Genomic DNA, 18,566 nt, shown 5'->3' on the forward strand with positions numbered 1-18,566 from the left:
ATCGACCTCTGGCAATCCTGCACGGCTCAACGAGCGGGCTCGTGCGCGGATCGCGGACCCAGATCGGGACGGTCAGTAGTCGTAGTCACCGCCGGTGGCGCCGGAGTGATGTCCCAGCCGTCGCAGATGAGTGCGCCGGCTCAGGCGAATCACAGGCCGGGCGAGAAAATCGAGCGAGCCGAGCAAGAACAGCCAGGTGCCGGCGGTCTGGGTGGAGTCGAAGAAGAACAACACGCTGCCGACGGTGAAGAACACCGCGATCAGGACGTCGTTGACGATCGAGGCTGTCTCGTACCGGTTGTCGATCACGACCTGCTCCCGGCCGACGGACAGTCGCAGCGACGGATCTGCGTGGGTGCGATCGGTGGCCATGGCCGGACGAGTACCCGCGTGCAGGTGCGGGTACGCCCGACGAATGTGGTTCGGCAGCTGGTCCGATCCGATGCCTGTGGTGCGCGTCGGTGCGGCCGCCTATCTCTGGCTGGTAGTTCGTACTGCGAATCTCGGCAAAACGAACCCTGGCCAAACTCAACGCCTGCGTGGTGCGGGTGGCGGTGCGCTCATACCGGCCGGCACCGAGTTTGTCGGTGGCCTCGGCTTCGATCAGCGCCTGCAGGCCTGCAGGCCGGTGCGGATCAGTTCGGCGAACACGCTGGCGCTGTCGGCGCCGGTGAGTGCGTCGAGCTGAGCGAGCAGGGCAGGGCAGGGCAGGATGATCGTGGGTCATCGCGTAGCTGCTTTCTGTGAGTCACTGTGGTAGGTAACTCGTTGATCACTACGCGATGGCCCACCCCCCGGTGATGGATCGACACGCCGTGGACCTGTCCGGATGTCCTCACCAGATTCCCACCATTCCCCGGGACTTACCCCGCCCGCGAGAAGGAAGTTCTGCTCTCCTGACTGGCAGCGGACTCGAAGACCGAAGCGGCGAGGCGGCTGTTCATCTCGCACCCGTGGATGTGGACTCTGTCCACCCGGTTCAGGCCGCGCGCAGGGAACTCAGCGCCGCGTGCTGCTCGACACCGACCCGTCCCGGCGCCACGGCGAGCGCCACCGCGGTCTGCCACGAGTCGAGGCCCACGATGGTGCGCAGGATGAGGATCTCCTGCTGGAGTCGGGTCAGAGGGAAGGCCCGCGGGCTCGCGAACTCGGCATCGGCCGCGTCGGCGACCAGCGTGTAGGCCAACCGCAGGAAAGGCCGGTCGGCTCCGGACGGCGCGGTGAGCTCGGCGAGAATCGCACGGCAGGCGGCCAGGGCGAGACGATCGGCGTCGGCGAAGGTACCTCCGGCGGCTTTCGCACGGGCCCGGAAGTAGGCGATCACGAGCGGATGCAGGTCGCGCAGAAGTCGTGGGATCGCGGTGGCGTCGCCGCTCGCGACCGTCCACGCCGACTCACACGTCGTGAACTGTGAGGCGGTGACATCCGTCCCCGCTCCGAATCCCCGTCCGCCGCTCGCCATTGTCCCCCCTCGTGCTCGTTCCCGAGCCTAGGGGACCGACGAAGTCTCCGACATCCCTCGTTCGGATGATTCTTCTCTTGTGACCCGATGGTGAGCAGGTCGCAACCTGGCGGGCAGCCATCGTGGCGGACGGTCGGGAGCCTGGTCGAGCACACCACCGACGGGATCGTCGACGAAGCCGTACCGCACGGGATCCCGCACCGGACGCCGGATCTGCCACAGCACAACCGCGCACAGTGCCACGACGGCGACGTCGCGCAGGAAGACCGTGGCGGTGAACCACTGCTCCGGCAGCCCCTTCCGATCGGGACCGAGGTAGTAGTACATGCGCGGAACCCACACCAGCGCATCGATCGTCATCCAGGCGACCAGTGCGCGCCGGTGGGGTACGGCCAGCACGGCGAGCGGCACGAGCCACAGCGAATACTGCGGACTCCACACCTTGTTCGTGAGCAGGAAGGCCGCGACGAGAAGGAAACACAGCTGCGCGAGGCGGGGACGGCGCGGCGCGGTGAGCCCGATCCACCCGATCGCGGCGCAGGCCGCGGCGAACAACACGAGCGAGACCCCATTGAAGGTCGAGGCCGACCAGGCCGGCCAGCCCACGAACGAGTGCAGCACGTTGTAGATCGAATCCGGATCCGCTCCGCGATCGGAGTTGAGTCGGAAGAACTCCGCCCACCCGCTCGGGTACAGCACCATGATCGGCAGGTTCACCACTAGCCACGCCGCGGCGGCCGCTCCCGCGGTGCGGGCAAACGACCGCAGGTGGCCGGTCCGCAGGCACAGCACCAGCAGCGGACCGAGCAACAGCAAGGGATACAACTTCGTCGCCGCACCGAGGCCGAGCAGGGCGCCGGCGAGAACCGGTCGACGGCGGGCCCACGCCAGCAGACCACCCGCGGCGAAGGCCGTGGCCAGGGCATCGAAGTTCGTGAAGGCGTGCACCACGACCAGTGGTGACGCCGCGACGAGCGCGGCGTCCCAGATCCTGCGGCCCGCCGACATCGCGGTGGCCCACACCGTGACGAGCCAGGCGAGCGCGAGACCGACCGCGACGACGGCGAAGTAGATCGCGACCTGCAGTGCATCGGGGAGCCACGGTGTGGCGTCCCACGCCTTCGCGATGCGCATCGAGCCGTACTGGTAGAGCCCCGCGAGCACCGGATACTCCATGTACCGGGTCTGCATCTGCCCGTCCGGGCCGGGTTCCTCCCACGACGTCCGGTACGGGAAGGCGCCCTCGGCGAGCCGTTCGGCACCGTAGAGCGGAACGATGTCGGAATAACACATCGCCACGTACTGCCGGTTGCCGCTCCAGTCCAGGCCGAGCGCGCCGTCGGGACCGACGGGTCCCTGCTGGACGCAGGCCGCCTTCGTGAACCAGCCGAAGGCGAGGAAGACGACCGCGAGCAGCAACATCGCCCGCAGGGGAGTGAAGAAGCGGGTGCGCCCGAGCACGGCGTGCCGGCCCACCGGACCGCCGATGACGGCGGTCAGGCGCGACACCGTCGGGTCGGTACGCCCGGGGGTGTCGCGCCAGTCCAGGGAACGACGATCCTCGGCCGGTGGTGCAGCGGACACCACCGGCCGGGCGTCGGATCCCCGGTCGTCGCTCACGCGGCGAGGCTACCCGGCCGGAGCGTATTCGAACGCGCCCTGGGGACTACCGCCCTGCGCGCCCTGGAATCCGCCTCCCTGCGCGCCCGGGATCGCGGGGCTCTCGAGTCCCGGGATGCGGTTCTGCGGAGGCGATCCACCCTCGTCGGAGTCGTCGCCGGTACCACCGCCGGTTCCGCCGCCGGTATCCCCGCTGTCCTCCTCCTGACCGCCGTTGCCGGGACGGGAGGGCGCGTTCTGGGTGGTCGTCTGCGGGGCGACACCCGGAACGGGGATGGTGACGCCGGGGAAGATCTCCACGTTCTGCGTGGTGATCTCCGGAACCTCGGGAAGACTCGGCACGACACGCGAGGTGGTGGTCTGCTCACGGGTGGCCGGAGCTGTCGTCGACGCGGTCCACGCCGGCACGCCGGAGACACCGGCGATCGGTTCCGGCTTCGGGAACGACTCGACCTCGGTGCCCTCGAGAGCGCCGTCCATCGTGTCCTTCCAGATGTCCGACGGGATACCCGAGCCGTAGATCATGCCGCCCCAGCTGTTCTCGAGGGGCAGGCCCTCCTCGGTGCCGACCCACACCGCGGTCGACAGCGACGGGGTGTAACCGACCATCCACGCGTCCTTGTTGGAGCCGGTGTCGCCGAGCTGAGCGGTACCGGTCTTCGACGCGGACGGACGGCCGCCGGCCAGGGCGTGGCCGTTCGAGTACGCGGCGATCGGGGTCATCGCGGAAGTGGTGTTGTCGGCCACCGCCGCGTCGACGACCTGCTCACCGGCAGGGGTGCCACGGTCGAGGAGCACCTCGCCGTCGGACGTCACGACCTTCTGCACGAAGTACGGCTCGTGATGACGGCCGGACGCCGCGAGCGTGGCGTACGCCGAGGCCATGTCGAGCACGCGCGACTGGTACTGGCCCAGCACGATGCCGTAGTTGGGGCCGACGCCCTCCGGCTCGGTGAGTGTCTCACCGATGCCCGGCAGTTCCTTCGCGACACCCAACTTGTGCGCCATGTCGGCGATGGCCTGCGGGCCGTTGTCCATCTCGAGCATCATCCGGTAGAAGCTCGTGTTCAGCGACCGCTTGAGCGCTTCGGCGATGGTGCACTGCCCGCACGACTCGCCCTCGACGTTGCCGATCTTGATGCCGTTGACCGTCAGCGGACCGCTGTCGTAGGTCTGCGACAACGGCACGCCCTGGTCGAGGTTGGCGGCCAGGCCGAACACCTTGAACGACGACCCCGTCTGCAGACCGGACTGGGCGAAGTCGTAACCGACACCGCTCTCCCCGCCGTAGTAGGCGCGGATCGCCCCGGACCGGGGATCGACCGACACCACCGCGGTACGCAACTCCTCGGGTTCGCCCTCGAGATTGCTCTGCGCCGCCTCGACCGCCGACTGCTGGGCCTGGGGGTCGATCGTCGTGGTGATCTGGAGACCGGCCGTATTGAGGAGGTTCTCGTCGATGCCCTCGCGGGACAACTCGGCGAGCACCTGGTTCTTGATCAGACCTTCGGGGCCGGACGACTGGTCGCCGTTGTCGAGCTCAGCGATCGGCACGTAGGCCGGGTACTTCATACCCGACCGTTCGGCGGCATCGAGCGTGCCGGCGGCGACCATGCCGTCGAGCACGTAGTTCCAGCGCGCCTCCGCACCCTCGGGGTTCTGCTCGGGATCGAGCAGCGACGGCAACTGGATCGACGACGCGAGCACGGCGCCCTCCTCGACGGTGAGCTCACCGACGGGCTTGCCGAAGTACGCGTTCGACGCCGCTGCGATGCCGTAGGCACCGCGACCGAAGTAGATGGTGTTGAGGTAGGCCGCGAGGATGTCGTCCTTGGCCCACTGGTTCGCCATCTTCGTCGACAGCACCAGCTCCTTGAGCTTTCGCGTCAACGTCCGCTCGGAACCGACGACGGCGACCTTCACGTACTGCTGGGTGATGGTCGAACCACCACCGGCGCTGTCGCGGCCGAGCACGTTGTCGCGGGCGGCACGCGCGAAGCCGGTGACCGAGAAGCCGGGATTGCTGTAGAAATCGCGGTCCTCGGCGGCGAGCACGGCGTTGCGGACGTGCACGGGGATCGCGTCGAGTTCGACCTCGGTGCGGTTGCCCTCCGGTGGGATCACCTTCGTGATGACACCCTGGCCGTCGGAGTTGAAGATGGTCGCGGCCTGGTTCGTCTGCAGCTCACCGGGGCGCGGCACGTCCTGGACGATGTACGCCAGCATGAACATGAGGATCGGGACGAGGATGCCGGCGGCGACCACGCCGTAACCGATCCGGCGGATCGTGCGCCAGCGGTTGCTCTTGCCGTCGCCCTTTCCACCCCCGGCGCCGCCACCCGAACCGCCACCGGGCGGAACCGTGGGAGGTCCGCCTGCGGGCGGGCCACCGGCAACGCGCGTCGTGGGTGCATCGTCCGCAGCACTCGCACTCTTTGCAGCACTCGCACCGACTGCAGCGCTCGCCGCGGAGACCCGCTGCGTCGGGGCATCCGCTCCGGGACGCTGTACACCTGCCGCGTCCGCTCCGGGACGCTGCGCACCTGCCGCGTCCGCTCCGGGACGCTGCGCACCTGCCGCGTCCGCTCCGGGACGCATGGCGACGGTCGGATCGGCCTGCGGCGTGCGCTGGACGGGAGGCACCGCGCCGGGCGGCAACGTGCCGGGCCGCGGCGGCATCGACTGGTTGGGGTTACGCGGCTGGTTGGCGCCCGGGGCGGGCACCGGTCCGCGCGGTGGGTACGGCTGTCCCGGTCGGCCCTGCTGGGGGCCCGGTCCCTGCCCCTGACCGGGAGCCGGAGGACGCTGTCCCTGGCCGGGGGACTGAGGACGCTGTCCCTGGCCGGGGGACTGAGGGCGCTGTCCCTGGACGGGGGCTTGAGGACGCTGTCCCTGACCGGGAGCCTGGGGCGGGTACGGCGGCCGGCTGCCGGGGCGCGGCGGTTGCTGACCTGCGGGACCACCGGGTTGTCCGCCCGGTCGGCCCGGCTGGCCCTGTGCTCCCGGCTGACCCTGCGGGCGCGGTTGCGGCGGCAACGGACGACCCTGCACCGGGCCCTGGGCAGGGCGCTGCTGTCCCGGAGCGGGCTGTCCCGGACCCGGCTGTCCCTGACCGGCACCGGCAGGAGGACCGGGACGTTGCTGCCCGGGTTGCGGTCCGGCGGGACCGCTGCGCTGGGGCGGGACGGCCTTGTTGTCCTCGGGTTCGTTGTCGGGGGAACTCACGTACTCATCTCCAACTGTTCTCGCGACGCATCACGCCGCGGCCTCGACACTGCTCCACGAAGAGCCGATCGGCGATGCCGACGGACGGCAGTCGATCGACGATGTGCGCAGCGGACGACGCGACGATCAGGTCGTGCGGGTCGGACCCAGGAGCGAACTCCACGAGAAAGCGTACGGGCACGTTGCCGGTACCCCTTCACTCGCTGGCGGTACGACGGCTCGATCCCGTCGACCGGCGACGCGGGCTCTCGGGTGCTGGTTGCGATCCCAGGACGTACGACTGCACCAGGTGATTCCAGCTGCAGGTGCGGCACACCTCGACCACGTGAACCGAGAATTCCTCCTGGCTGGCGGCCAGACGCACCAACTCTTCGGGGGTGCGCGCCGACCCGGACACCGGACCGAGTTTGTCGCCGAAGACCCACGAGACAAGAGTCAACTGCTCCTTACGGCAGATGGGGCACATCACATCGCTGCCCCGGCCGTGAAATTTCGCCGCCCGCAGCAGATAGGGGCTCGCGTCGCAGACCTCGCTGACTCCGCGTCGCCCCGAGTAGACCTCTGCGAGCAGCGAGCGCCGCTGCAACGCGTAGTCCACCACCTGCCGCTGAATTCGCACGGCTTCCAGAGTACGTGCGGGCGATGCGGCGATGGGCGGGGAGTGGCCCACCGGACATCGAAGACGGGTGGTCGAGGTGACACCGACGCATGTCCGATCGGGTCCGGAGAAGGGTGCCCGCCCGCAACCGGACGTGACACGAACCGTATGGGGCGTATCGTCGTATATATCGGCGCGATATAGTTCCGTGTCGTATCAATCGGTTGGTTCGAACGGAAACAGGAGGTGACCCGTGCTGGAACTGGCGATACTCGGGCTCCTCCTCGAATCGCCCATGCACGGCTACGAGCTGCGCAAGCGTCTGACCGGGCTCCTCGGAGCCTTCCGCGCCTTCTCCTACGGGTCGCTCTATCCGACTCTGCGGAGGATGCAGGCGGACGGCCTCATCGAAGAGGATCCGGGAATTCCCGGTCCCGTGAAACGACGTGCCCGCCGCGTCTATCAGCTCACCCCGCAGGGTCGAGAACGCTTCACCGAGCTGGTCGCCGACACGGGACCGCAGAACTACACCGATGACGGATTCGGCGTGCACCTCGCCTTCTTCGGTCGCACTCCCGCCGAAGCGCGGATGCGAATTCTCGAAGGCAGGCGCCGCCAGGTCGAGGAGCGCAGAGAAGCGCTCCGCGATGCGATCGGACGGGCCAGCGGCACACTCGATCGTTACACCCGTCAGCTCCATCAGCTCGGCCTCGAGTCCAGCGAGCGCGAAGTGCGCTGGCTCAACGAACTCATCGCCGCCGAGCAGTCGTCAGCAGCACGCAACAAAGAAGGAGAACCCGACCATGGGTGAGAACAGCACCGCGGTGCGCGTGGCCATTGTGGGCGTGGGGAACTGTGCCTCTTCCCTGGTCCAGGGCGTCGAGTACTACAAGGATGCGGACGCCGAGACCACCGTCCCCGGCCTGATGCACGTCGAATTCGGTCCCTACCACGTGCGCGACGTCCAGTTCGTCGCCGCGTTCGATGTGGATGCCAAGAAGGTCGGCTTCGACCTGTCCGAGGCGATCCTCGCGAGCGAGAACAACACCATCAAGATCGCCGATGTGCCGCCGCTCGGCGTGCCCGTGCAGCGCGGCCACACGCTCGACGGCATCGGCAAGTACTACGCCGAGACCATCGAGCTGTCCGACACCGAGCCCGTCGACGTGGTTCAGGCGCTCAAGGACGCCCAGGTCGACGTTCTCGTCTCCTACCTCCCCGTGGGTTCCGAAGAGGCCGACAAGTTCTACGCGCAGTGCGCCATCGACGCGGGCGTCGCCTTCGTCAACGCTCTCCCCGTGTTCATCGCCTCCGACCCCGAGTGGGCGCAGAAGTTCACCGACGCCGGTGTCCCGATCGTCGGCGACGACATCAAATCGCAGGTCGGCGCCACCATCACCCACCGCGTGATGGCAAAGCTGTTCGAGGACCGCGGTGTCGTGCTCGACCGCACGTACCAGCTCAACGTCGGCGGCAACATGGACTTCAAGAACATGCTCGAGCGCGAGCGTCTGGAGTCGAAGAAGGTCTCCAAGACCCAGGCCGTCACGTCGAACCTCAACGGCCCCCTCGCCGGCAAGGTCCACGACCGCGACGTGCACATCGGCCCCTCCGACTACGTGCAGTGGCTCGACGACCGCAAGTGGGCATACGTCCGCCTGGAGGGTCGCGCCTTCGGTGACGCCCCGCTGAACCTCGAGTACAAGCTCGAGGTCTGGGACTCCCCGAACTCGGCCGGCATCATCATCGACGCCATCCGCGCGGCGAAGATCGCCAAGGACCGCGGCATCGGCGGCCCGATCCTCCCGGCTTCGGCATACCTGATGAAGTCCCCGCCGGTCCAGATGGCCGACGATTCCGCTCGTGCCCAGCTCGAGGCGTTCATCATCGGAGCCGACGCGTAAGTCGTTCTCCGGCAGTATTTCCGGCGAAGGCCGCATCCCTCACTTGGGATGCGGCCTTCGCCGTTGCCGCTGTGGGTTCCGGACCCACCTACGCCATCTTCCGGATCACCGACAGCGGCAGCACCTTCATCGCGTAGCCGAGCGGAATCCACGGCCAGCCCGGCACGTACGCCTTGGCCGGTTCCTTCTCGATCGCAGCCGCCAGTGCGCGACAACCTGTTTCGGTGTCGACGATGAACGGGACCTTCTTCACCTTCTCGTTGATCTCCGACCGGATGTATCCCGGGAAGATCGTGCTCACCGAGATGTCGGTGTCGGCGAGGTCGGCCCGCATCCCCTCACCGAGCGAGGCGACGGCGGCCTTCGACGCGGCGTAGGTCGTCAGGTTGCGCGGCATGCCCCGCACCGCGCTCATGGACGAGATGAGGACGACGTGCCCGCGCCCACGGGGCCGCATGAGCTCGAGGGCCGCTTCGCTCTGCGCCAGTGCACCGAGGAAGTTGGTGTTCGCCGTCTGGGCGTTCGCGCGGAAGTAGCCGGTACCGAGCGGTTGTCCCTTGCCGAGGCCGGCGTTGACGATCACCCGATCGAGACCACCGAGCTCCTCGTCGAACTCGCGGAAGACGGTGAACACGTCGTCGTGCTTGTTCACATCGAGAGCGCGCACGCTCACGGTGATGCCCGGGTACGCGGCGAGCAGTTCGTCCCGCAGCTCCTCGAGCCGTTCGACGCGCCGAGCGGCGAGCGCGAGATTCCTTCCTCGCGCGGCGAATTCACGCGCCATTCCGGCACCGAGGCCGGAACTCGCACCGGTGATGAGGATGTTCCGTCGCTGCGGGCGGCTCATCGGCTCTCCTTCTCGTATCGATCGATCAATGCACTGCAACGGGATTCGAGATAGCCGACCACGATCCAGAAGTCCTTGAAGGCAGGATTGGAGGTGTGGCCGTGGTGATAGCGGTAGTAGATCTGCTGGGCGATCACGGCGAGGCGGAACAGTCCGAACACCTCGTAGAATCCCCAACCGTCCACCGGCAGTCCGGTTCGCTCGGAATAGTATTCGACGATCTCCTGACGAGTGAGCATGCCGGGGAGATCGGACGGCTGTCGCTTCGTCAGCAGCAGCATGTCGTCGTCGTCCGCCTGGACCCAGTAGGCGAGCGACGAGCCGAGGTCCATCAGGGGGTCGCCGATGGTGGCCAGCTCCCAGTCGAGGACCGCGACCGGATTCAGCGGATCGTTCTCGTCGAGGACGATGTTGTCGAGCCGGAAGTCGCCGTGGATCACGGTCTGCGCGACGTCCTGCGGCTGCCGAGCCGCCAACCACTCGGTGACACGGGCGAAGTCGGGGACGTTGTCGGTGCGGGCCTTGGCGTAGCGCGACGTCCAGCCCGCGACCTGCCGTGCGACGTAACCGGATCCGCGACCCAGTTCGGACAGTCCTGCGGACTCCGGATCGATGCCGTGCAGTTCGACGAGCAGGTCGACGATGCGCAGGCACAGGGTGCGGGTATCCGCTTCGGAGAGGTCGAGTTGCGTGGGCGGATTCGTCCGCAGGATGGTGCCGGGAACGCGGTCCATGACGTAGAAGTCGCTGCCGAGCACGTTGTGATCGGTGCACAGGCCGATCATGGTGGGCACGTAGGGGTAGACCGGTGCGAGCATCGACTGGATGCGGTACTCACGTGCCATGTCGTGCCCGGACGACGGCTTCGCCCCGGCCGGCGGCCGGCGCAGCACGAGATCGCGATCCGGATAGCGCAGCAGGTAGGTCAGGTTGGATGCGCCGCCGGAGAACTGGCGGACCTCCGGCACTCCGGTGATGCCGGCGTGCTCGGCGAGCCAGGCCGCGACCGCGTCGACGTCGAAGGCGTCTTCCTCGCGAACGGTGCGGGCGTTGTCGGGAAGTGTGGTCATCGTCGAAATCTCCCTCTCACGCGTACTTGCCGAGTTCGAACCGGGCGACGAGCCCCTGGTGCACCTCGTCGGGTCCGTCGGCGAGACGCAGTGCTCGCGCCGCCGTCCACGCACCGGCGAGGGGGAAGTCGTCGGAAAGCCCGCCACCACCGTGGATCTGGATGGCGAAGTCGACGATCTGCTGGGTGACGCGCGGTGCGACGACCTTGATCTCCGAGACCGCCGAGCGCGCTCCGGCGAGTCCCTGCGTGTCGAGCAGCCAGGCCGCGTGCAGGACGAGCAGCCGCAGTTGGTTGATCGCGATACGGGCGTCGGCGATGCGTTCGCGGTTTCCACCGAGGTTGATGATCGGCTTGCCGAAGGCGGTGCGCTCGAGGCCGCGGCGACACGCGAGTTCGAGGGTGTGCTCGGCCAGCCCGACGAGGCGCATGCAGTGGTGGATGCGGCCGGGACCGAGCCGGCCCTGGGCGATCTCGAATCCTCGTCCGGGACCGGCGATGACGGCATCGAGCGGCAGTCGCACGTCGGTGAACGACACCTCGCCGTGGCCGCCGGGCTCGTCGAAGAAGCCCATCGTCGGGAGCATGCGTTCGACCTTCACGCCGGGGGTGTCGAAGGGCACGAGGACCATCGAATGTCGCTGGTACTTGTGGGCTTCCGGATCGGTCAGGCCCATGAAGATGAGCACCTTGCAGTCGGGATGGCCGACGCCGGTGCTCCACCACTTACGGCCGTTGAGCACGATCTCGTCGCCCTCGACCACGGCGGTCGCGGCCATGTTCGTCGCGTCCGACGACGCGACCTCGGGTTCGGTCATGCAGAAGGCCGAACGGATCTCACCGTCGAGGAGCGGGCGCAGCCACTGTTCCTTCTGCGCCTCGCTGCCGTAGTGGTAGAGGACCTCCATGTTGCCGGTGTCGGGGGCGTCGCAGTTGAACACCGCGGAGGCGAACTGCGAGCGGCCCATCTCCTCGGCGAGCGGGGCGTATTCGATGTTCGACAGTCCGGCACCGAGTTCGGCGTCGGGCAGGAAGAGGTTCCACAGGCCCTCGGCGCGGGCCTTGCGCTGCAGCTCGCGGAATTCGGGGGAGACGGCCCACCTCTCGGCGGCGTCGATGTCGCGTCGTCCCTCGCCCGGGGTGCGTCGCTCGGCCCGCAGTCGCTGTTCGACGGGCGTGACCTCGGCGACGATGAACGCTCGGAGGCGTTCGAGATAGTCGCGACTGCGCTCGGACTGTGCGAAATCCATCGGGTGCCTTCCGTCGAGTTCGACCGGGAATCTGCCCGGTCGGGCGGTCGTAACTGAGCGATGCTCAGTTAGGCTATCGGTATGAGCACCCCGCGACAAGAGGCGTCCAAAGGACGGCGTCGCCTGCCACCCGAGGAACGTCGCCGGCAACTCGTGGCGATCGGGCTGCAGGAGCTGTCGACGCGCCCGATCCACGCCCTGTCGATCGACCGCGTCGCCGAGATCGCCGGCATCTCCCGCGGCCTGCTGTTCCGCTACTTCCCCACGAAGCAGGACTTCTACGTCGCCGTCGTCGGCGCCGCATCACGCCGGTTGCTCCGCGCGGCGGATCCCGATCCGGACGAGCAGGATCCCCTCCGGGCGGTGCTGCACCCGTTCGTGTCGTTCATCGACCGCCACGGCGACAACTACCAGACGTTCTTCCACAGCGGCGTCGGCTCCGACCCTCAGATCCGCGACATCCACGACTCGATGCGCGACACCATGGTCGAGCGGGTCGTCGCGGCGCTGGGCTGCGATGACACCCCCGTCACCCGCATGCGGCTGCGGGCGTGGTGGGCGTTCGTGGAGTCGCTGGCCATCGACCGGTTCCGCGAAGGCACACCGAGCGTCGACGAGGTCGTCGACTGTTCGGCCGCGCTGCTGCCGACAGTGCTGGCCGGGCCGTAGACCCGAACCACCTCCCCTCGATGGGCGGAGTGCGGATCTACAAGCCGGGGATCTGGATCGTCACGCCGGGGAACACCTCGATCTGCGAAGGCACGGGGACAGGCAGATCGACCGGGGGCGCGGGAATCGTGATCGGCGGCAGGTTCGACAGGTCGGGCAGCTGGAAGGTCGGCGCCGGGGGAGCGGTGGTGGCCTCGATGCCGGCGTCCTTCGGGACACCCGCCTGACCACCGATCGGCGCCGGCCACGGGAAGCTCTCGACTGGCGTGCCTTCGAGGGCGCCGTCCATCGTTCTCTTCCAGATGTCCGACGGCAGTCCGGAACCGTAGATCGACCCGCCCCAGCTGTTGGTGATCGCCCCGGCGTCGGGGGTGCCCATCCACACGGCCGTCGACAGCGACGGCGTGTACCCGACCATCCAGGCGTCCTTGTTCAACCCGGTGTCGCCGAGCTGCGTGGTGCCGGTCTTCGACGCCGACGGCCGGCCACCGGCGAGCGCGTGTCCGCGCGAGTATGCGGCGATCGGCATCATGGCCTGGGTTGCGTTGTCGGCGACCGCGGCGTCGAAGCGCTGCTCGCCGGGTGACGGCGGACGATCGAGGAGCACGACACCGTCGGCCGTGACGACCTTCTGCACGAAGTACGGCTCGTGGAAGACACCGGACGCGGCGATCGTCGCGTAGGCGGAGGCCATGTCGATGACCCGTGCCTGGTACTGGCCGAGGACGATGCCGCCCTCCGGCGGACCGCCGTTCTCGCTCAGCGTCTGCCCCTCGACCCCGGGGATCGTCAGCGGGATCCCCGCCGCATGCGCGGCGTCGGCGATCTTCTGCGGGCCGTTCGACATGGACATCATGAGCCGGTAGAAGCTCGTGTTCAGCGACCGCTTGAGCGCCTCGGCGATCGTGCAACGTCCGCACGACTCACCCTCGACGTTGCCGATGCGGATATTGCCCACCGTGAGCGGGGAGCTGTCGAAACGCGCGTTGAGGCCGATCCCGTCGTCGAGCGCGGCGAGCAGGCCGAACACCTTGAACGCCGAACCCGTCTGGACGGGGGCCTGTGCGAAGTCGAAACCGGCACCGTCCTCACCGCCGTAGTAGGCGCGCACGGCACCGGATCGGGGATCGATCGAGACCACGGCGGTGCGCAGTTCCCCGGGTTCGCCGGACAGCGTGGACCGAGCGGCGTCGATCGCCGCCTGCTGGGCCTTCAGGTCGATGGTGGTAGTGATGCGCAGACCTTCGGTGTTGAGGGCCTGTTCGCTGATCCCCGCCGCGGACAGCTCACGCAGCACCTGGGTACGGATGTGACCTTCCGGTCCGGTCGCCTCGGTGGCCAGCACGAGGGTGTCCGACGGCACCGTCGGGGGGAACACCTGGTCCGGCCGCTCGGCCGGGTCGAGGACCTTCATCTCGACCATGCCGTCGAGCACGTAGTTCCAGCGCTCCTCGATGGCAGGCAGGTTGTACTCGGGGTCGAGCGACGACGGTGTTTGGATCACCCCGGCCAGGACAGCGCCCTCGGAGACCGACAGTTCCTCGACAGGCTTGCCGAAGTACGCCTGGGACGCCGCGCCGATGCCGTAGGCGCCACGACCGAAGTAGATGGTGTTGAGGTACGCCTCGAGGATCTCGTCCTTCGACCACTGCCGCGCCATCTTGGTGGAGATGACGAGTTCGCGCATCTTGCGTTCGAGCGTGCGATCGGAGCCGACGAGCACGTTCTTGACGTACTGCTGCGTGATCGTGGAACCGCCGCCGGCGGTGTCCTTGCCCATGACGTTGTCGCGGGCTGCGCGTGCGAAACCGGTGATCGAGAAGCCCGGGTTGCTGTAGAAGTTGCGGTCCTCCGCCGACAGCACGGCGTTGCGGACGTGCTCGGGGATCTGCGCGATCCCGACCTCGACACGGTTGCCCTCCGGCGGGACCACCCGGGTGATCTCGGTGGCGTCGTCGGATGCGTAGACCCGCGCGAGCTGGTTCGTCTTCATGTCCGCCGGGGTCGGCACCTCCGCCGAGTAGTAGGCGGTGGCGAAGATCCCGAGCGGGACGAGCACGGCGAGAACGAACGCGACGAGTACGGCGTAGCGAACGATGCGTCCCCTGCGCTTCTTCGCTGCGGCCGCGGCGGCGCGCGAGGATGTCGACCTTGTCGGGCTCGTCACTCGTTCCACTTTCTCGGTACCGGAAATCCGGACGGGAGGGTCTCCCGCCCACCGTATGGTACGGAAACGACGACGAGACGCCTCCGGAACACCGGTACGGTGCTCCTTCTCACGTCACGGCGGGGCCATCGTCACGACAGGGTCAGCCCGATCGGCGCCACGCGCGGAACGCGAACCCCCACATCACGACGAATGTAAGCAGCACGAGGGACGGCACGATGCCGGGTTGCGGCGACGTCAGCTCGGCGACCGCGGAGATCACGGCCATCACCGTGAACACCGTGAGCAGGCCGAGCAGCATCTCGAGTCGGTTCCGGCGCGGAACCTTCCTCACGACTTGACGCCACCCGCGGTCAGACCCGAGATGATGCGTCGCTGGAAGAGCAGCACCATCACCACGAGCGGCACCATGACGAGCGTGCCGCCGGCCATGATCGACGCGTACGGGGTGACGTACGGGTCGGTGCCGGTGAACCGTGCCATCGCCACCGTCACCGGGGCCGTGCTCTCGCTCGACAGCTGCGACATCAGCAGGTACTCGTTGACGGTCGCGATGAAGGCGAGGATCGCCGTGGTGAACAGCGCAGGTGCCGCGAGCGGCAGCATGACCAGGCGGAACGCCTGCCCGCGCGTCGCGCCGTCCATGCGGGCGGCCTCCTCGAGCTCCCACGGCAGTTCGGAGAAGAACGAGGTGAGCGTGTAGACGGTCAGCGGCAGCACGAACGAGATGTTCGGGATGATCAGCGCCTGGTACTTGCCGATCCAGCCGATGTCGGTGAACAGCTGGAACAGCGGCGTCACGAGCGCGACGACCGGAAACATCGACGCGCCGAGGATGATGCCGGTGACGAAGTACTTACCGCGGAACTCGAAGCGCGACAGGGCGTAGGCGGTGAACACGCCGAGCAGCAGCGCGACCGCCGTGGTGGCGCCGGCGATGATGACGCTGTTGAGCAGCGCCCGCGAGAAGTTGACCTTGGCGTCGGGGTCGAGCGCGTCGGCGAAGTTCTGCAGTGTCGGGTTCGACGGCCACAGGGTCGTGCTGAACGTCTCCGACGGGTCGCGCAGGGCCGTGACGATCATCCAGTAGCAGGGGGCCAGGCCCCACATGACGATCAGCGCGACACCCAGATAGGTGCCGACGGTGCTCATCCTGCGCTTGAACGGCACCTTGCGGGTCTGCACCGGCGTGGGCTCCGGCTCCGGCCGGCTCCGGGGAATCTCGGTGGTGACGGTCATACGACCTCCCCCTTACGCTGCTTCTCCTGCGTACTCACCGCGTTGGCGCCGAGGAACCGCACCAGCACGAAGGCGACGGCGAAGATGAGCAGGAAGGTGATCGTCGACAGGGCGGACGCGGAGTTCGAACCCTGACGCATCTGGTCGACGACGAGCACCGAGATCGTGGACGTCGCCGGATTGGACCCCATCATGATCGCGGGCAGGTCGTACATGCGCAGCGCGTCCATGGTGCGGAACAGGATCGCCACCATGAGGGCGGGCTTGACCAGCGGCAGCGTGATCATCTTGAACCGCTGCCAGGCGTTCGCGCCGTCGACCTTCGCGGCCTCGTAGACGTCCTGCGGGATCATCTGCAGGCCGGCGAGGATGAGCAGCGCCATGAACGGTGCCGTCTTCCACACGTCGGCGACGATGATCGCGAAGCGCGCGGGCCACGGATCGGCGGTCCACAGGTAGTCGGTGCCGAGCAGTTTGTTGGCGGCACCGTCGTTGGCGAAGATGAAGAACCACAGCTTGGCGGTGACGGCGGTGGGGATCGCCCACGGCACCAGCACCGAGGCGCGCAGCAGGCCGCGACCCCGGAACGACTTGGCCATCACGATCGCCATCGCGAAACCGATCACCGTCTCGAGCGAGACCGTGACGACGGTGAAGAAGAAGGTGTTGAAGATCGACTGCCAGAACTGGGAGCCGAGGGTGCCCGGAGGGCACGGGATCGAACCGGTGGCGGTGTTGCAGGTCTGGGTGATCCAGCGCGTGTAGTTCTCGATCCCCACGAAACCCCCGGTGACGAATCGGCCCGTCTCGGGGTCGAGTCGCTTCGAGTCACCGTGCAGCGACATCCACACCGCTCGTCCGAGCGGGTACAGGATAATCACGGCCAGGACGAGCATCGACGGGGCGACGAACATCCACACCGGGATCTTGCGCCGCTTCTTCACCGCCGTGACGGGAGGTGCGGGCACGCGGTGACGTCCGCCGACACGTCCGCGGTCGGGACCGGGGACGGTCCCGACCGCGGGGGCGTGTGGCGGATCCGCGGGAGTGTCGACCTGCGGGTCAGCCATGTACTGCTCCTAGAGCATCAGTTGCCGGCGGTCTCGATGCCGGCCCGGGTGTCGTCCAGCGCCTGCTGGACGGTCTTCTCGCCACGGATCGCAGCGTAGGCGTTGTCGGCGATCGCCTTCGACACGGCCGAGTAGTACGGCGACGCCGGACGCGGCTTGGCGGCCTCGAGGGCCTCCTTCAGCGTCGAGAAGTAGGGGTACTGCTCGAGGATCGAGGCGTCGTCGTAGACCTCGGCGAGAACCGGGGCGCCGCCCGCTTCCGCGTAGTACATCTGCGCCTGGCGGGTCTGCATGAACTCGAGGAAGTCGCGCGCGGTGGCGGGAGCATCCGAGAACGCGCTGATGCCGACGTTGTAACCGCCGAGCGTCGAGACGCCGGGGCCGTCGACGCCGGGCAGGACGGCGATGCCGTAGTTGCCGGCGACCGATGAGGTCTCACCGTCGGTGTAGAAACCGGGCCACGTGCGCAGGAACAGTGCCTCGCCGTTGCCGAAGGCGGTCTGCGACTCGCCCTCGGTGTAGGTCTGCGCGGCGGCCGGGATGATGCCGTCCTCGAAGTTGTCGACGATGAACTGCAGGCCCTCGGCCGTCTTGTCGTCGACGGCCGGGGTCAGGCCGTCCTCGGCGACGAAGGAGCCACCGAAGGCGTTGACGATCTCGGTGACGTTGACCGTCAGGCCCTCGTAGTTCTTGAACTGACCGATGTAGCAGGCGATACCCGCCTCCTCGGCCTTCGGGCACTCGGCCTTCAGGTCGTCCCAGGTCGCGGGGGCCTCGTCGACGAGGTCGGTGCGGTAGTAGAGGAACGCGCCGTTGGTGTTCTTCGGGGCGGCGTACAGGGTGCCGTTGTAGGTACCCGACTCGACGGTCGCGGGCAGCAGGCCCTCGGTGTCGATCGCCAGGTCGTCCTCGAGGGGGAGCAGCCAGCCGTTCGCGGCGAACTCCGCCGTGTTGGTGACGTCCACGGCGATGAGGTCGTATTCGTCGCTGCGGGCCTGCATCCGCTGGGCGATGTCGTCGTACTGGTCGTTGGCCTCCTTGGCCAGCGGCTTGAACGTCACCTGCTCGTCGGGATGCTCGGCGTTCCAGTCGGCGATGATGCTCTCGAGCGCCGCGTTCAGGGGATCCTGCCCCTCGACGATCGTGATCGGGCCGCGGCCCTCACCGGAAGCAGCGGTATCCTCGCCGCCGGTCGAGGTGTCGTCGCCACCGTTGTCCGACGAGCAGCCCGCGAGAACGAGCGCGGTCGCGGCCGTAGCGGCGATCGCAGCCCTCCGCATCGCCTTCGTATTCAGAACCATCAACAACTCCCCATTTCGAGGTCGTAGAACACACGTCGGTGACCCAGCTGCACCGACACCGGCCACTACTGTGGCACGCAGCACCGGTAAAAGTCGGCATTCCGCCCATCCTGAATCGGTCGAGTGTCGACTCCGCAGACCGATC

Annotated in this window: 18 protein-coding genes; 4 read left to right on the forward strand and 14 right to left on the reverse strand. The window is 67.9% G+C overall.

The features are described 5' to 3' along the window. Positions 1 to 72 precede the first annotated feature (72 nt). Positions 73 to 372, reverse strand: a complete 300-nt coding sequence (locus tag BO226_RS20025; protein ID WP_019290542.1) for a YrhK family protein — start codon at positions 370 to 372, stop codon at positions 73 to 75. Positions 373 to 415: 43 nt separating this feature from the next. Here BO226_RS20025 and BO226_RS28775 point away from each other — a divergent pair, with 43 nt between their 5' ends. Further along, positions 416 to 688: a hypothetical protein gene (locus BO226_RS28775; protein WP_019290541.1), complete on the forward strand. Its 273-nt coding sequence runs from the start codon at positions 416 to 418 to the stop codon at positions 686 to 688. A 291-nt stretch (positions 689 to 979) separates the two neighbouring features. On the opposite strand, the gene BO226_RS20030 is transcribed toward BO226_RS28775, so the two are convergent. The 5 genes from BO226_RS20030 to BO226_RS20045 form a co-directional block, all read right to left on the reverse strand. Then, positions 980 to 1,462, reverse strand: coding sequence for a hypothetical protein (locus BO226_RS20030; RefSeq protein WP_064256086.1), 483 nt, complete (start codon positions 1,460 to 1,462; stop codon positions 980 to 982). Between the two features lie 27 nt (positions 1,463 to 1,489). Then, positions 1,490 to 3,082 (reverse strand): glycosyltransferase family 87 protein, encoded by a 1,593-nt coding sequence (locus BO226_RS20035; protein WP_039584401.1) that lies wholly within the window; start codon positions 3,080 to 3,082, stop codon positions 1,490 to 1,492. A 9-nt stretch (positions 3,083 to 3,091) separates the two neighbouring features. Further along, the gene (locus tag BO226_RS20040) at positions 3,092 to 5,761 is read right to left on the reverse strand and encodes a transglycosylase domain-containing protein (RefSeq protein WP_064256106.1); all 2,670 of its coding nucleotides are present in this window, start codon (positions 5,759 to 5,761) and stop codon (positions 3,092 to 3,094) included. A gap of 550 nt (positions 5,762 to 6,311) precedes the next feature. Next, on the reverse strand, positions 6,312 to 6,488 hold the full coding sequence (locus tag BO226_RS27285) for a hypothetical protein (RefSeq protein ID WP_153811623.1): 177 nt from the start codon (positions 6,486 to 6,488) through the stop codon (positions 6,312 to 6,314). A gap of 15 nt (positions 6,489 to 6,503) precedes the next feature. Then, positions 6,504 to 6,905, reverse strand: coding sequence for a DUF5318 family protein (locus BO226_RS20045; protein WP_082921003.1), 402 nt, complete (start codon positions 6,903 to 6,905; stop codon positions 6,504 to 6,506). A 253-nt stretch (positions 6,906 to 7,158) separates the two neighbouring features. Between BO226_RS20045 and BO226_RS20050 the strand changes: the two genes are divergently transcribed. After that, positions 7,159 to 7,716 carry a PadR family transcriptional regulator gene (locus BO226_RS20050; RefSeq protein ID WP_064256085.1) on the forward strand — a complete coding sequence of 186 codons (558 nt, stop codon included), beginning with the start codon at positions 7,159 to 7,161 and terminating at the stop codon, positions 7,714 to 7,716. Beyond that, complete coding sequence (locus BO226_RS20055) at positions 7,709 to 8,809, forward strand: inositol-3-phosphate synthase (protein ID WP_006550822.1); 1,101 nt, start codon at positions 7,709 to 7,711, stop codon at positions 8,807 to 8,809. Before BO226_RS20050 ends, BO226_RS20055 begins: the two co-directional genes overlap by 8 nt. A gap of 88 nt (positions 8,810 to 8,897) precedes the next feature. On the opposite strand, the gene BO226_RS20060 is transcribed toward BO226_RS20055, so the two are convergent. Genes BO226_RS20060 through BO226_RS20070 form a run of 3 tightly spaced genes read right to left on the reverse strand, consistent with a single transcriptional unit; the run spans position 8,898 to position 11,975 of the window. Next, positions 8,898 to 9,656 (reverse strand): SDR family oxidoreductase, encoded by a 759-nt coding sequence (locus BO226_RS20060; RefSeq protein ID WP_006550823.1) that lies wholly within the window; start codon positions 9,654 to 9,656, stop codon positions 8,898 to 8,900. After that, positions 9,653 to 10,726, reverse strand: a complete 1,074-nt coding sequence (locus BO226_RS20065) for a phosphotransferase family protein (RefSeq protein WP_064060737.1) — start codon at positions 10,724 to 10,726, stop codon at positions 9,653 to 9,655. Before BO226_RS20065 ends, BO226_RS20060 begins: the two co-directional genes overlap by 4 nt. Positions 10,727 to 10,742: 16 nt before the next feature. After that, a complete protein-coding gene (locus BO226_RS20070) occupies positions 10,743 to 11,975 on the reverse strand; it encodes an acyl-CoA dehydrogenase family protein (protein ID WP_006550825.1) in 1,233 nt (410 codons plus the stop codon). 81 nt (positions 11,976 to 12,056) lie between these two features. Here BO226_RS20070 and BO226_RS20075 point away from each other — a divergent pair, with 81 nt between their 5' ends. After that, positions 12,057 to 12,644, forward strand: a complete 588-nt coding sequence (locus tag BO226_RS20075; RefSeq protein WP_024102478.1) for a TetR/AcrR family transcriptional regulator — start codon at positions 12,057 to 12,059, stop codon at positions 12,642 to 12,644. A gap of 37 nt (positions 12,645 to 12,681) precedes the next feature. Here the strand turns inward: BO226_RS20075 and BO226_RS20080 are convergent, their stop codons facing one another. From BO226_RS20080 to BO226_RS20100, 5 genes are all read right to left on the reverse strand, one after another. After that, entirely contained in the window at positions 12,682 to 14,811 is a 2,130-nt protein-coding gene (locus BO226_RS20080; protein WP_064256083.1) for a transglycosylase domain-containing protein, read from the reverse strand. Between the two features lie 142 nt (positions 14,812 to 14,953). Continuing rightward, the gene (locus BO226_RS20085; protein WP_064256082.1) at positions 14,954 to 15,145 is read right to left on the reverse strand and encodes a hypothetical protein; all 192 of its coding nucleotides are present in this window, start codon (positions 15,143 to 15,145) and stop codon (positions 14,954 to 14,956) included. After that, the gene (locus BO226_RS20090) at positions 15,142 to 15,963 is read right to left on the reverse strand and encodes a carbohydrate ABC transporter permease (protein WP_064256104.1); all 822 of its coding nucleotides are present in this window, start codon (positions 15,961 to 15,963) and stop codon (positions 15,142 to 15,144) included. Before BO226_RS20090 ends, BO226_RS20085 begins: the two co-directional genes overlap by 4 nt. Before the next feature lie 83 nt (positions 15,964 to 16,046). After that, positions 16,047 to 17,120, reverse strand: a complete 1,074-nt coding sequence (locus BO226_RS20095; RefSeq protein WP_019290533.1) for a carbohydrate ABC transporter permease — start codon at positions 17,118 to 17,120, stop codon at positions 16,047 to 16,049. 17 nt (positions 17,121 to 17,137) lie between these two features. Next, positions 17,138 to 18,421 carry an ABC transporter substrate-binding protein gene (locus BO226_RS20100; RefSeq protein ID WP_006550832.1) on the reverse strand — a complete coding sequence of 428 codons (1,284 nt, stop codon included), beginning with the start codon at positions 18,419 to 18,421 and terminating at the stop codon, positions 17,138 to 17,140. Positions 18,422 to 18,566 lie beyond the last annotated feature (145 nt).

Source organism: Rhodococcus sp. 2G (assembly GCF_001886355.1).
Classification (GTDB): Bacteria; Actinomycetota; Actinomycetes; order Mycobacteriales; family Mycobacteriaceae; genus Rhodococcus; species Rhodococcus pyridinivorans.

Excerpts from the sequence above, each read along its gene's own strand:
- BO226_RS20025 (WP_019290542.1), bottom strand. The coding sequence starts at position 372 with ATGGCCACCGATCGCACCCACGCAGATCCGTCGCTGCGACTGTCCGTC.
- BO226_RS28775 (WP_019290541.1), top strand. The coding sequence starts at position 416 with ATGTGGTTCGGCAGCTGGTCCGATCCGATGCCTGTGGTGCGCGTCGGT.
- BO226_RS20030 (WP_064256086.1), bottom strand. The coding sequence starts at position 1,462 with ATGGCGAGCGGCGGACGGGGATTCGGAGCGGGGACGGATGTCACCGCC.
- BO226_RS20040 (WP_064256106.1), bottom strand. The coding sequence starts at position 5,761 with ATGCCGCCGCGGCCCGGCACGTTGCCGCCCGGCGCGGTGCCTCCCGTC.
- BO226_RS20055 (WP_006550822.1), top strand. The coding sequence starts at position 7,709 with ATGGGTGAGAACAGCACCGCGGTGCGCGTGGCCATTGTGGGCGTGGGG.
- BO226_RS20060 (WP_006550823.1), bottom strand. The coding sequence starts at position 9,656 with ATGAGCCGCCCGCAGCGACGGAACATCCTCATCACCGGTGCGAGTTCC.
- BO226_RS20065 (WP_064060737.1), bottom strand. The coding sequence starts at position 10,726 with ATGACCACACTTCCCGACAACGCCCGCACCGTTCGCGAGGAAGACGCC.
- BO226_RS20070 (WP_006550825.1), bottom strand. The coding sequence starts at position 11,975 with ATGGATTTCGCACAGTCCGAGCGCAGTCGCGACTATCTCGAACGCCTC.
- BO226_RS20075 (WP_024102478.1), top strand. The coding sequence starts at position 12,057 with ATGAGCACCCCGCGACAAGAGGCGTCCAAAGGACGGCGTCGCCTGCCA.
- BO226_RS20090 (WP_064256104.1), bottom strand. The coding sequence starts at position 15,963 with ATGAGCACCGTCGGCACCTATCTGGGTGTCGCGCTGATCGTCATGTGG.
- BO226_RS20095 (WP_019290533.1), bottom strand. The coding sequence starts at position 17,120 with ATGGCTGACCCGCAGGTCGACACTCCCGCGGATCCGCCACACGCCCCC.
- BO226_RS20100 (WP_006550832.1), bottom strand. The coding sequence starts at position 18,421 with ATGGTTCTGAATACGAAGGCGATGCGGAGGGCTGCGATCGCCGCTACG.